We start from the raw sequence: 12,409 nt of genomic DNA on the forward strand, positions 1-12,409 counted from the left end.
GCCCGAGCGCTCGGGCGCGGGATCACACCGCCTGCGCGAACCCGGCTTCGGCCGCGGCGATGTCCTTCGCCAGGTGCGCGAGGTGCGGCGGGATCTCGCGACCCTTCGACACCATCGACTGCGCCCACAGGCGCCCCGCGCGGTAGGAGGAGCGCACGAGGGGACCGGCGAGCACCCCGAGGAAGCCGATGCGCTCCGCCTCCTCCTTGAATTCGACGAACTCCGCGGGCTTGACCCAGCGCTGCACGGGGAGGTGGCGGGGCGTGGGACGCAGGTACTGCGTGATCGTGATGATGTCGGTGCCGGCCGCTCGAAGGTCTTCGAGCGCCTGGACGACCTCCTCCGGCTCCTCGCCCATGCCCAGGATGAGGTTCGACTTGGTGATGAGCCCCGCGTCGCGGGCGGCGGTCAGCACGCCCAGGGAGCGGTCGTAGCGGAACGCCGGACGGATGCGCTTGAAGATGCGCGGCACCGTCTCGACGTTGTGCGCGAACACCTCGGGGCGCGACGAGAAGACCTCGTCGAGGTGCGCCGGATCGCCCGAGAAGTCGGTCGCGAGGATCTCGACGCCCGTGCCGGGGTTCTCGGCGTGGATGCGACGGACCGTCTCGGCGTGCAGCCACGCACCCTCGTCCGGCAGGTCGTCGCGCGCCACGCCCGTCACGGTGGCGTAGCGCAGCTGCATCCGCGTGACGCTCTCGGCCACGCGACGTGGTTCGTCGCGGTCGTAGTCGGCGGGCTTGCCCGTGTCGATCTGGCAGAAGTCGCAGCGGCGCGTGCACTGCGAGCCGCCGATGAGGAAGGTCGCCTCCCGGTCCTCCCAGCACTCGAAGATGTTGGGGCAGCCCGCCTCCTGGCACACGGTGTGCAGCTCCTCGGTCTTCACGAGGTTCTGCAGGGCCGTGTACTCGGGCCCCATCCTGGCCTTGGTCTTGATCCACTCGGGCTTGCGCTCGATCGGCGTCTCGGCGTTGCGCACCTCGAGGCGCAGGAGCTTGCGCCCGTTGGGAGCGGTGGATGCGGGGGCCCCGGTGCTGCCGGTCCCGCAGGCGCTCACGCGGCCACCGTCGCGTCCTGGGCGTGGAAGACCCGCTCGACGGCCGGCGCGAGGTCGGCGGGGGAGACGTCGGCCCCGATCACCTCGCTGACCGTGGTGACCCCGGCATCCGAGATGCCGCAGGGCACGATGCGGCGGAACCCGGCGAGCGAGTTGTCGCAGTTGACGGCGAAGCCGTGCATGGTCACTCCTTTTTCGACGCGGACACCGATCGCCGCGACCTTGTCGAGGCCGAGGGGACGGCGCACCCAGACGCCGCTGCGCCCCTCGACGCGGAAGCCGTCGACGCCGTGCGCGGCGAGGGCGGTGATGAGCAGGGACTCGAGGCGGCGCACGTGCGCGACGACGTCGAGGGGCTCCGGAAGTCGAACGATCGCGTAGCCGACCAGCTGCCCCGGCCCGTGCCACGTGATCTTGCCGCCGCGGTCGACGTCGACCACCGGCGTGCCGTCATCGGGGCGCTCGTGGGCCTCGGTGCGCGTGCCCGCGGTGTACACGGCCTCATGCTCGAGCAGCAGCAGGGTGTCGGGCCGATCGCCGGCGACCACATCGGCGTGGATGCGGCGCTGGTGCGCCCAGCCGTCGAGGTAGCGAACGTAGTGCGGGGCCAGGCCCGCACGGTGGATGTCGATCATCGACCCCTCCGATGTTGGATTGCGTCCAAGAATACACACGCGGGTCGCCCCTAGGCTGAGGCGGTGACCCCCGAACCCCGAAGCGGACGTCCGCGCGCCTCGTCGCGCGAAGTGCTCGCCGAGGCGGCGTGCGAGCTCTTCCTCGAGCGCGGCTACGACGCGACCTCGGTGTCGGACATCACGCGGCGCGCGGGCGTCAGCCGCTCGAGCTTCTTCAACTACTTCTCCGCCAAGGGCGACGTGCTGTGGTCGGGCTTCGACGAGCAGTCGGCGGCGGGGGTCGCGCTGCTTCGCGACGGCGTCGCGGTGACCGACGCCCTCACCGCGATCGGCGACGGACTCGCCCCCGATGCCCTGGCGCTCGCGATCACGCACGCCGACGCGATGGGCATCGCGGCCGAGCTCGACCGCGACCGCGCGGTGCGCCAGTTCCGCCTGCAGCGCGAGATCGCCGCGCGCTTGCAGCGTGAGGGGATGCCGGAGCTCGCGGCCGAGGTGCGCGCGGGCGCCCTCTCCGCGGCGGTGCTGGCCGCCGTCTGGGCGTGGGCGGATCGCACCGCGACGGGGCGTGCGCTCGGTGAGACGCTCGCCGCGGCGCTCGCCTTCGCCTGACGCGCGCCGCGGGGTGCCCGTCTTCGCCGATCCGCGCATCGTCCGTGGCATCCGCGTGGGTCGGGCTGGGCTCGCGTGACCCGGCGGGTCATGCGCGTCGAGGGCGCGGACGAGATGCGCGCGGCGATCCGGACGGTCGGCAGCGCCGTCGGCGGCACCCGCGTAAACTCGACTCCATCATGGCGACTTTCGGCACCCTCTCCGACCGGCTCACAGAGACCTTCCGCAACCTCCGGAAGAAGGGCCAGCTCACGCCCGCCGACGTCGACGGGACGGTGCGCGAGATCCGCCGTGCCCTCCTCGACGCCGACGTGGCCCTGCCCGTCGTGAAGGAGTTCACCGCCGCGGTGCGCGAGCGCGCGCTCGGCGACGAGGTCAATCGCGCCCTGAACCCCGCGCAGCAGGTCGTGCAGATCGTCAACGACGAGCTCATCGGCATCCTGGGCGGTCAGCAGCGCCGCCTGCAGTTCGCCAAGAACCCGCCGACCGTCATCATGCTCGCGGGCCTGCAGGGTTCGGGTAAGACGACCTTCGCCGGCAAGCTCGCCAAGATGCTCGAGAAAGACGGGCACACCCCGCTCCTCGTGGCGTGCGACCTCCAGCGCCCCAACGCCGTGAATCAGCTGCAGGTGGTCGCCGAGCGGGCGGGCGCCTCCATCTACGCCCCCGAGCCGGGCAACGGCGTCGGCGACCCCGTGAAGGTCGCGCGCGACGGCGTCGCCTACGCCACCCGCCAGCAGCACGACATCGTCATCATCGACACCGCGGGTCGGCTCGGCGTCGACGCCGAGCTGATGAAGCAGGCCGCCGACATCCGCACGGCGACCGACCCCGACGAGGTGCTGTTCGTCATCGACGCGATGATCGGTCAGGATGCCGTCAACACGGCCAAGGCGTTCCAGGACGGCGTCGACTTCACCGGCGTGGTGCTGAGCAAGCTCGACGGCGACGCGCGCGGCGGCGCCGCGCTCTCGGTCGCCTCGGTGACGGGCCGTCCCATCATCTTCGCGTCGACCGGTGAGGGACTCGACGACGTCGAGCCGTTCCACCCCGACCGCATGGCATCGCGCATCCTCGACCTGGGTGACATCCTCACGCTGATCGAGCAGGCGCAGCAGGCCTTCGACGAGGCCGAGGCGATGAAGGTCGCCGAGAAGCTGGCGACGGAGACCTTCACGCTCGAGGACTTCCTCGAGCAGATGCAGCAGATGAAGAAGATGGGCTCCATGAAGAAGATGCTCGGGATGCTCCCGGGCATGGGCAACATGAAGCAACAGCTCGAGGACTTCGACGAGCGCGAGATCGACCGCACGGAGGCGATCATCCGCTCGATGACGCTCGCCGAGCGTCGTAACCCGAAGATCCTGAACGGCTCGCGTCGCCTGCGCATCGCGCGCGGCTCGGGCATGACCGTCACCGACGTCAACCAGCTCGTGCAGCGCTTCGATCAGGCCGCCAAGATGATGAAGACCGTCGCGCGCGGCGGGGTGCCCAACATCCCCGGCATGGGTCCGGTGGGGGGCAAGCCCGGAGCCTCGGCGAAGCGCGGCAAGCAGCAGAAGGCCAAGGGCTCCCGCTCGGGCAACCCGGCCAAGCGCGCGGCAGAGAACGCCGGCATCGCCGCGGCGGCTCCCGCGACCGGCTCGGGCTTCGGCCTGGGCGGTCAGGCGGCGCCGAGCGAGGCCGACCTCGCCGAGCTGCAGAAGATGCTCGGCCGCGGCTGACGCACGACCGCCCTCCGACCTGGCGCCGCCCCCGCGCGGCGGTGCCAGGTCGATCCGCGTGCCCGCACCCAGCCCGTCGCCGACCCCTGAGCCTGTGGTCAGGGAAGCACGTCAGCATCGCGCAGCGTCGTCATGACCGCCTGCTCGATGGCCCGCTGCCCGCGAGCCGTGGGGTGCACGTCGTCTTCCTGCATCCATTCGGGGTGACCCACGAGCGGCTGCCCCACGTCGAGGAAGGTCCCGCCGACCGCGTCGACGGCGTCGCGTAGTGCCTCGGAGGTGACCGCGGTGTCGTCGGGGACGTCGGGGTCGTCGTTCCAGATCGTGCTGAGACCGACGATCAGCGCGTCGGGGGCCGCGTCGTGCAGCTGAGCGATCGTGGAGTCGGTGGCGTCGCGGATCTCGTCGGGGTCTTCCCAGAAGTCGTTGCTCGACGATTCCACGACGAGGAGCTGGGGCTGGAGCGCGGCGACGGCGGGGACGAGACCCTCGTAGCTCGTTCCGCACTCTCCGGCCACCACGAACCCCATACCGGGGCACGCGAGGTTGGTCAGGTGCACGTGCGCGCGGTCGGCCAACAGCAGGGGCCACGCCTCATCGGGGGCGAGACCGTACCCCGACATGACCGAATCGCCGAGGGCCACGACCCGCGTCGTCGCGGGAGACGCGGGTGCGGGGGAGGCGCTGCCGGATGCCGACGGCGGGGCCGCCGAGAACGAGGGCGATGCCGGGGCCGACACGGGGTGGGCCGCGCAGCCGGCGGCCAGGGCGAGGGCGCCGGCCGACAGGGCGGCCAGCGAGAGCACCCGGGCCCGGCGTCCGATGGTCATGACGCGATCCTAGGAGCGTGCACCTATGAGCGGGCGCGGAGGAGCGGCCCTAGACGCGGAGGGCGGCGAGGTGCTCGCGCAGAGTGGGGCCCGCGCGGAACTCGCGGATGAGGTGCTGCACGACCTCGCGGAGATCGCCGTCGGCCGCCTCGGCCACCGCGATCTGGCGGGCCGAACTGCCGCCCGTGGCGAGGATCGTCTCGAGGCTGGCGAACTCCCGCGCGCACTTGAGCTCGACCGCGATGTCGGCGAGCTCCTCCATGGTCTCGCGCAGGTGCTCCACGACGGGTCGCTGCGTTCCCGCCCGGTCGACGATCACTCGGGCATCGAGTCCGTAGCGCGCGGCGCGCCACTTGTTCTCCCGGGCGTACCAGGCGGGGATGCCGGGCAGTTCTCGCCCCTCGTCCAGCAGGCGCGAGAAGTGCTCGACCAGGGTCTGTGCGAGGGCGGCCACCGCGGCCAGCTCGGGAAGCGTCGACATGCCGTCGCAGGCGCGGATCTCGACCGTGCCCCACTTGGGCGCCGGACGGATGTCCCAGCGCACCTCGCTGGCATCCGCCATCACGCCGGTGCGCACCATGTCGTCGAGGTACCCCTCGAAGTCGTCCCAGGTCTCGAGCTGCCAGGGCAGGCCCGCGGTCGGCAACTGCTGGAACACGAGGGCGCGGTTCGAGGCGTAGCCGGTGCGCTCGCCCGCCCAGAAGGGACTGGATGCCGACAGGGCCTGCAGGTGGGGCAGGAACACGGTGAGGGCGTTGACGATCGGGAGCACCTTCTCGACGTCGTCGACGCCGATGTGCACGTGGACGCCCCAGATCATCATGTTGCGTCCCCACCACTGGGTGCGCTCGATGAGGGTGTGGTAGCGCGTCTTGTCGCTGACCTGCTGGTCGAACCACTGCGCGAAGGGGTGGCTGCCCGCGCACAGCAACTCGACGCCGCGCGGCTCGGTCTGCTCGCGCAGCGCGCAGATGGCATCCGCGATGTCGTCGACCGCCTCGGCGACCGTGTGGCCCACACCGCTCGTGACCTCGACGGTGTTGGTGAGCAGCTCGCCGGTGACGGTGAAGCGCTCGAGCTCGGTCTTGTCTTCGATCTCGGCGAGGATCTCCGGCGCACGGGGCACGAGATCGCCGGTCTCGCGATCGGCGAGCATGAGCTCCCACTCGAGTCCCACGGACGAACGCGTCGATGCAGCGAACGGCAGCCTCATGCGGCTCAGTCTGACACGGGCCTCGCGTCGGGGTCGCTGCGCTACCCTGCGCCGCGCCGCGTGTCGTTTCACGTCACCTGTCACGGTGAGGCGGAAGGATCTGGCAGAATAGAGGGTCGGACCCGCCACTCGACCCTCTATCCAGTGTCGGTCCGCCCTTTTGAGCTTCCGCCGGGTGTGCACCCCACTCTCCAGGCGTCCGGTTCGTTCGTTTTCATCATCAGGAGTCATCGTGGCTGTCAAGATCCGTCTCAAGCGCCTCGGAAAGATCCGCGCGCCCTACTACCGCATCGTCGTCGCCGACTCGCGCACCAAGCGCGACGGTCGCGTCATCGAGGAGATCGGTAAGTACCACCCCACCGAGGAGCCCTCGTTCATCGAGGTCGACTCGGAGCGCGCCCAGTACTGGCTCTCGGTCGGCGCGCAGCCCACCGAGCAGGTCGCCGCCATCCTCAAGCTCACGGGCGACTGGGGCAAGTTCAAGGGCGACAAGAACGCCGTCTCGACCGTGAAGGTCCGCGAGGAGAAGGTCGCCTTCCAGGCCGACGCCTCGAAGAAGTCGGTCGTCAAGCCCAAGGCCGAGAAGAAGGCCGACGAGGCCCCGGCTGAGGCGCCCGCTGAGGACGCCGCCGAGACTTCGGCCGAGTAATCCCCGTGCTGTCTGCCGCGCTCGAACACGTCGTCAAGGGGATCGTCGATCACCCGGATGCCGTGACCATCCGTTCCAGCTCCTCCCCGCGTGGTGAAGTGCTGGAGATTCGCGTGCACCCCGATGACCGGGGCCGCGTGATCGGGCGCGGCGGACGCACCGCCAAAGCACTCCGTACGCTCATCTCGGCTCTGGCCGATGGGCAACGCGTGCGCGTCGACGTCGCCGACGACTGATGGCGACCGACGACACCGCGGGCGCCGAGCCCGCCAAGACCCAGCTCCGCGTCGGGCGCCTCGTGAAGGCGCACGGCCTGAAGGGCGCGTTCAAGCTCGAGCTGTACACCGACGACCCCGACGGACGGTTCGTTCCGGGAAGCACCTTCACTCTGCAGGTGCCGGAGTCGTCGCCGTGGCACGGCCGTGAGCTCACCGTCCGCGAGTTCCGGTGGATGAACTCCCACCCCGTGGCCTTCTTCGAGGGCGTCGACGACCGCACCGCGGCCGAAGAGCTCGTCAAGGCCATCCTGTGGATCGACCAGGACACCGAGGCGGCTCCGGCCGAGGACGACGCCTGGTACGACCACCAGCTCGTGGGCCTCGACGTCGTGCGCGATGGGGCCGTCGTCGGCCGCGTCGTGCGGGTCGACCACTTCCCCGCGCAGGATCTGCTGATCGTGAAGCAGAACGGCGACGAGCGCGAGGTGCTCGTGCCCTTCGTCGGCGCGATCGTGCCCGAGGTCGACATCGAGAACGGCCGCGTGGTCGTCACACCCCCGGCCGGTCTGTTCGAAGACCTGCCCCCGGAGGCCGACGACGAGCCCGAGCCGGCCGATGCGGTATCCGCGGATGCCACGGGTGAGGCGGAATCCGACGAGGACGAGGCCGTCGCAGACCCGGGCGCCGCCGCAGGCGACGAAGCCCACGCCGACCGCGAGGACTGACGTGCGCATCGACGTGGTGTCGATCTTCCCGAAGATCTTCGACGCCCTCGAGGTGTCGCTGCTGGGCAAGGCCCGTCAGAGCGGACTGCTCGACGTGAACGTGCACGACCTGCGCGACTACACCCACGATCGTCACCGTACGGTCGACGACACCCCGTACGGCGGGGGCGCCGGCATGGTGATGAAGCCCGAACCCTGGGGCGAAGCCCTCGATCACATCGTCGGCGATGCCCCTGCGCGCCCGATCATCGTGTTCCCGTCGCCCGCGGGGGAGCGCTTCACCCAGGCGATCGCTCGCGAGCTCTCGGCCGCGCCGCACCTCGTCTTCGGGTGCGGGCGCTACGAGGGCATCGACGAGCGCGTGTTCGACTACGCCACCACCCTCGGCGAGGTGCGGCTGCTCTCGCTCGGCGACTACGTGCTCAACGGCGGCGAGGTCGCCGTCATGGCGATGGTCGAGGCGATCGGCCGTCTGGTGCCGGGCGTCGTCGGCAACCCGGAGAGCCTCGTCGAGGAGTCGCACGAAGACGGCCTGCTGGAATACCCGTCGTTCACCAAGCCCGCCGTCTGGCGCGAGCGCGAGGTGCCCCCGATCCTGCTCAGCGGCAACCACGGCGCCGTCGCCGCCTGGCGTCGTGAGCAACAGCTCGAGCGCACGCGCGAGCGTCGCCCCGACCTGTTGTCCGACTGACGCCCGCCGGGCGCGGGGCGCGGTCCGATGCGCGTCGGCTCCGGCCGCGGCATCCGCACGGTCGCACGTCTCGAGGAAGCGCCCGCCTTTCGAAAGGTGCGCCGCGGATCGTCCGAGCGGCGAGCACATCGGCGGGCGCCGGGTGACCCGGGCCGGAACGACGGATGCCGCGACCCGGAGGCCGCGGCATCCGGAGCGTTCGCTCAGTCGACGCCGAGGAACGACCGGTCGGTGAGCACGATCGGGCCGTCGGCCGTGACGGCGACGGTGTGCTCCGAGTGGGCGCCGCGCGAGCCGTCGGCGCTGCGGAGGGTCCAGCCGTCGGGGTCGGTGACGAGCTCGTCGGTGGTCTGCAGGAACCACGGCTCGAGGGCGACGACCAGGCCGGGGCGAAGCGGGTAGCCGCGGCCGGCCTTGCCGTCGTTGGCCACGTGCGGGTCGCCGTGCATCGTGCGCCCGACGCCGTGACCGCCGAAGTCGGTGTTGATCGAAAGGCCCTCGGCGTGGGCGACGGCGGCGACCGCGGCGGAGATGTCGCCGATCTTGTGGCCGACGGTGGCCGCGTCGATGGCGGCGGCCAGGGCGCGCTGCGTGGTGTCGATGAGGGCCAGGTCTTCGTCGCGAGCGGTGCCCACCACGAACGACACGGCGGAGTCGGACACCCAGCCGTCGACCGAGGCGGCGAAGTCGAGGGAGACGAGGTCGCCGTCACGCAGCGTGTAGTCGTGGGGGAGGCCGTGCAGCACGGCGTCGTTGATCGACGTGCAGAGCACCTTGCCGAACGGGCTGGCGCCGAACGAGGGGTGGTAGTCGATGTAGCAGGACTCGGCCCCGGCGGCGCGGATCATCTCGTGTGCGCGGCGGTCGAGGTGCAGCAGGTTGGTGCCCACCTTGGTCTCGTCGCGCAGCGTGGCCAGCACCTCCGCGACGAAGCGGCCCGCGGGGCGCATCGCGTCGATCTCGGCCGGCGTGCGCAGTTCGATCATGGTGGTTCCTCTCGTCGAACCTCCATTGTCGCCGATGGATGCCGCGCGCCGAGGCCATGGCGTTCTCAAAGGCGCTGCACATCGACGCGCCGTAGCATCGGCTCATGGTGCTGCGCCGACTGTTCCTCCACTGGTTGTTCCCGGCCGCCTTCGTGCTGCCGCTGTGGCTCTTCGTGGGGTGGATCGTGTTCTCGGGCGGGAGCGGCTGGGCCCTGCTGTGGCTGTTCGTCGCCGTCCCGACGGTGTTCGTGTCGCAGCTGCTGCTGTCGCTGCTCATCCGGGCGCGGGGGAGCGTTCGCGAGTCGCGTGCCGTCTCATGGCGCGACGCGCTCGGCCTGGGGCTCTGGCACGTGGCGATCGTGGCGCTCGGCCTGTTCGATTCTCGTGTGTTCTTCCCGCTGCTCGTGCTGGCGGTGGTGGGTGCGCTGGTGCTGTTCTGGTCGTCGCTCGCCCAGCTGTGGAACGAGGCTCGGGGAGCGGTGAGCGTCCTGCGCACCTCCGACGGCACCGCGTACATCCCGCCTCCCCGTGAGCAGCCGCAGGCCCGCATCGACGGCGACGTGATCGTGGTCTCGGAGAGCCGTCGCCCCGAGTGACGGCGCCGGGCAGGTGACCGGTTTGGCCGGGTGAGCCGGCCGTGGCAGAATAGACGCTTGTGCCCTGACCGGCTCTGCCTCAGGGGAGTCCGCCGCATCCGCGGCTTCGGGTACGCCTCACCTTTTCCCCTTTTATCGTGCGATCGACCTGTGGCGGTCGCAGGAAGTGATGATCATGCAGATCCTCGACTCCGTCGACGCGGCTTCGCTCCGCTCCGACATCCCCGTCTTCGCCCCCGGCGACACCGTCAAGGTGCACGTCAACATCACCGAAGGCAACCGCTCGCGCATCCAGGTCTTCCAGGGCGTCGTCATCGGCCGCTCGGGCGACGGCGTGCGCGAGACCTTCTGCGTCCGCAAGGTCAGCTTCCAGGTCGGCGTCGAGCGCACCTTCCCGGTCCACAGCCCCGTGATCGACCACATCGAGGTCGTCACTCGCGGTGACGTGCGTCGTGCGAAGCTCTACTACCTCCGCAGCCTGCGCGGCAAGAAGGCCAAGATCAAGGAGAAGCGCGACCGCTGAGTCGCCTCTCTCGAACGCCCCGTGGGTCTCACCCGCGGGGCGTTCGGCGTTTTCGCGGACGACACGGTCACGGGCCGGGCGCGCGGTGTGCGACCCTTGTTCCTGCGGTTCTCCGGAGTGCGGGAACCCGGTGAAGGAACCCATGAGCGACCAGACCGCCTCGACCCCGGATGCCACGGCATCCCGTTCCGCCGCACCGCGTCGGCGAGGCTGGGGGGCGTTCTTCCGCGACCTCGTGGTCATCGTCGTCATCGCATTGCTGGTGTCGTTCCTGGTCAAGACGTTCGTGGTGCGTTCGTTCTACATCCCCTCCGCGTCGATGGAGAACACGCTGCTGGTCAAAGACCGCATCCTCGTGGACGAGCTCACCCCGCGTTTCGGGGAGTACGCGCGCGGCGACGTCGTGGTGTTCCGCGACCCCGGCGGGTGGCTCGACAACGCCCCGGCCCCTGAGCGCTCGCCCTTCGTCGAGGGCGTGGACTGGGTGCTGTCGCTTTTCGGCCTCTCGGCGCCCGACAGCGACGACCACCTCATCAAGCGCGTGATCGGCACCGCCGGCGACCACGTCGTGTGCTGCAACGCGCTCGGTCAGACCACGGTGAACGGGGTCCCGCTCGACGAGAGCTACGTGCGCCTCTCTCCCGGGGCCACCGCCCCCGACCCGGTGCCCTACGACGTCACGGTTCCGCAAGGTTCGCTCTGGGTGCTGGGCGACAACCGCAACAGCTCGCGCGACTCGCGCTACAACCAGGCGCAGCCGGGCCAGGGCTTCGTCCCGGTCGACAACGTGGTGGGGCGCGCCTTCCTCATCACGTGGCCCTTCACGCGCTTCGGCGCCATCGACTTCCACCACGAGGTGTTCGCCGGGGTCCCCGCACCGGGGGCGCCGTGATCGAACCCACCCTCACCCTGGAGCGTCGCATGCTGAAGGAGCATGCGATCGTCATCGCGTGCGACGAGGTCGGCCGCGGTGCGCTGGCGGGGCCGGTGGCGGTCGGGGCGGCGGTCATCGACCCGGCGCGGTCGCGGAAGCGGGTGCCGGCGGGCCTGCGCGATTCCAAGCTCGTACCCGAGGCGCGCCGGCCCGAGGTGGCGGCGCGCGCGGCGGCCTTCGTGCAGCACAGCGCGGTGGGGTGGGCGAGCTCCGTCGAGGTCGACGAGATCGGCATCATCCGCGCCCTCGGCCTTGCCGCGGTCCGCGCGATCGCCGATCTGCGCGCGCACGGCGTCGTCCCCGAGGAGGCACTGGTCATCCTCGACGGCAATCACGACTACATCACCCCGGCGGGCGAGCCCGGCCTGACCGTGCGCCCGATCATCAAGGCCGATCGCGATTGCGCGAGTGCGGCCGCGGCATCCGTCATCGCCAAGGTCGCGCGCGACACGCTCATGACGGGCTTGCACGACGACCTGCCGGCGTACGGGTGGGCGCGTAACAAGGGGTACGCCAGCCTCGATCATCGCGATGCCATCACCGCGCACGGGATGAGCGCGCACCACCGGCACTCGTGGGCCATCGCCGCGGCGCCGACCCTGTTCTGAGGCATCGACGGCCGGACGCGCCCGGGCCGCCCGGGGCGTGCGTCCGCGCCGACCGGTCGCGCCTAGGATGGAGGAACCATGGATGACGACGTCTTCGAGGACTACGACCGCGAACTCGAACTGGCCCTGTATCGCGAGTACCGCGATGTCGTGCGCCAATTCACCTACGTGATCGAGACCGAGCGCCGGTTCTACCTGGCCAACGACGTCAACGTCGTGCGCCGCGACACCGAGCACGATTTCTACTTCGAGATCTCCATGACCGACGTGTGGGTGTGGGACATCTACCGCGCCGACCGGTTCGTGAAGTCGGTGCGCGTGCTCACGTTCAAAGACGTCAACGTCGAGGAGCTCTCGCGCCACGACTTCCAGCTGCCCGACGAGCTCTCGCTCGACACCTGAGCACTT

Annotated in this window: 16 protein-coding genes; 11 read left to right on the plus strand and 5 right to left on the minus strand. The window is 70.5% G+C overall.

The genetic code is table 11. The features are described 5' to 3' along the window. Positions 1–22 precede the first annotated feature (22 nt). A complete protein-coding gene (gene lipA / locus ACK4LS_RS01475; RefSeq protein WP_409712376.1) occupies positions 23–1,057 on the minus strand; it encodes a lipoyl synthase in 1,035 nt (344 codons plus the stop codon). After that, a complete protein-coding gene (gene lipB / locus ACK4LS_RS01480) occupies positions 1,054–1,692 on the minus strand; it encodes a lipoyl(octanoyl) transferase LipB (protein WP_409712378.1) in 639 nt (212 codons plus the stop codon). The genes lipA and lipB overlap by 4 nt, the downstream gene beginning before the upstream one ends. 63 nt (positions 1,693–1,755) lie before the next feature. Between lipB and ACK4LS_RS01485 the strand changes: the two genes are divergently transcribed. Next, the gene (locus ACK4LS_RS01485) at positions 1,756–2,304 is read left to right on the plus strand and encodes a TetR/AcrR family transcriptional regulator (protein WP_409712380.1); all 549 of its coding nucleotides are present in this window, start codon (positions 1,756–1,758) and stop codon (positions 2,302–2,304) included. Between the two features lie 179 nt (positions 2,305–2,483). After that, positions 2,484–4,028 carry a signal recognition particle protein gene (gene ffh, locus ACK4LS_RS01490; protein WP_409712382.1) on the plus strand — a complete coding sequence of 515 codons (1,545 nt, stop codon included), beginning with the start codon at positions 2,484–2,486 and terminating at the stop codon, positions 4,026–4,028. A gap of 98 nt (positions 4,029–4,126) precedes the next feature. On the opposite strand, the gene ACK4LS_RS01495 is transcribed toward ffh, so the two are convergent. Both ACK4LS_RS01495 and ACK4LS_RS01500 read right to left on the minus strand, forming a co-directional pair. After that, positions 4,127–4,858 carry an SGNH/GDSL hydrolase family protein gene (locus ACK4LS_RS01495; protein ID WP_409712384.1) on the minus strand — a complete coding sequence of 244 codons (732 nt, stop codon included), beginning with the start codon at positions 4,856–4,858 and terminating at the stop codon, positions 4,127–4,129. A gap of 49 nt (positions 4,859–4,907) precedes the next feature. After that, positions 4,908–6,071 (minus strand): glutamate--cysteine ligase, encoded by a 1,164-nt coding sequence (locus ACK4LS_RS01500; protein ID WP_409712386.1) that lies wholly within the window; start codon positions 6,069–6,071, stop codon positions 4,908–4,910. Between the two features lie 232 nt (positions 6,072–6,303). On the opposite strand from ACK4LS_RS01500, the gene rpsP reads away from it, so the two are divergent. From rpsP to trmD, 4 genes are read left to right on the plus strand one after another with little or no spacing between them, the layout of a single operon-like run. Next, positions 6,304–6,720 (plus strand): 30S ribosomal protein S16, encoded by a 417-nt coding sequence (gene rpsP / locus ACK4LS_RS01505; protein ID WP_409712388.1) that lies wholly within the window; start codon positions 6,304–6,306, stop codon positions 6,718–6,720. Between the two features lie 5 nt (positions 6,721–6,725). Then, a complete protein-coding gene (locus ACK4LS_RS01510; protein ID WP_409712390.1) occupies positions 6,726–6,956 on the plus strand; it encodes an RNA-binding protein in 231 nt (76 codons plus the stop codon). Then, a complete protein-coding gene (gene rimM, locus ACK4LS_RS01515; protein WP_409712392.1) occupies positions 6,956–7,663 on the plus strand; it encodes a ribosome maturation factor RimM in 708 nt (235 codons plus the stop codon). Before ACK4LS_RS01510 ends, rimM begins: the two co-directional genes overlap by 1 nt. A 1-nt stretch (position 7,664) precedes the next feature. Beyond that, positions 7,665–8,354 (plus strand): tRNA (guanosine(37)-N1)-methyltransferase TrmD, encoded by a 690-nt coding sequence (gene trmD / locus ACK4LS_RS01520; RefSeq protein ID WP_409712394.1) that lies wholly within the window; start codon positions 7,665–7,667, stop codon positions 8,352–8,354. 203 nt (positions 8,355–8,557) lie between these two features. Here the strand turns inward: trmD and map are convergent, their stop codons facing one another. Then, positions 8,558–9,340 carry a type I methionyl aminopeptidase gene (gene map / locus ACK4LS_RS01525; RefSeq protein WP_409712396.1) on the minus strand — a complete coding sequence of 261 codons (783 nt, stop codon included), beginning with the start codon at positions 9,338–9,340 and terminating at the stop codon, positions 8,558–8,560. Between the two features lie 104 nt (positions 9,341–9,444). On the opposite strand from map, the gene ACK4LS_RS01530 reads away from it, so the two are divergent. The 5 genes from ACK4LS_RS01530 (at position 9,445) to ACK4LS_RS01550 (ending at position 12,403) form a co-directional block, all read left to right on the plus strand. Further along, complete coding sequence (locus tag ACK4LS_RS01530) at positions 9,445–9,936, plus strand: MFS transporter permease (RefSeq protein ID WP_409712398.1); 492 nt, start codon at positions 9,445–9,447, stop codon at positions 9,934–9,936. Between the two features lie 175 nt (positions 9,937–10,111). Continuing rightward, positions 10,112–10,459, plus strand: a complete 348-nt coding sequence (gene rplS, locus ACK4LS_RS01535) for a 50S ribosomal protein L19 (RefSeq protein ID WP_094736597.1) — start codon at positions 10,112–10,114, stop codon at positions 10,457–10,459. Positions 10,460–10,601: 142 nt separating this feature from the next. Beyond that, on the plus strand, positions 10,602–11,351 hold the full coding sequence (gene lepB / locus ACK4LS_RS01540) for a signal peptidase I (protein ID WP_409712400.1): 750 nt from the start codon (positions 10,602–10,604) through the stop codon (positions 11,349–11,351). 29 nt (positions 11,352–11,380) lie between these two features. Then, positions 11,381–12,001 carry a ribonuclease HII gene (locus ACK4LS_RS01545; protein WP_409712549.1) on the plus strand — a complete coding sequence of 207 codons (621 nt, stop codon included), beginning with the start codon at positions 11,381–11,383 and terminating at the stop codon, positions 11,999–12,001. A gap of 78 nt (positions 12,002–12,079) precedes the next feature. Next, the gene (locus ACK4LS_RS01550; RefSeq protein WP_409712402.1) at positions 12,080–12,403 is read left to right on the plus strand and encodes a DUF2469 family protein; all 324 of its coding nucleotides are present in this window, start codon (positions 12,080–12,082) and stop codon (positions 12,401–12,403) included. The last annotated feature ends 6 nt before the right edge of the window (positions 12,404–12,409 follow it).

Source organism: Microbacterium sp., from assembly GCF_046295495.1.
Classification (GTDB): Bacteria; Actinomycetota; Actinomycetes; order Actinomycetales; family Microbacteriaceae; genus Microbacterium.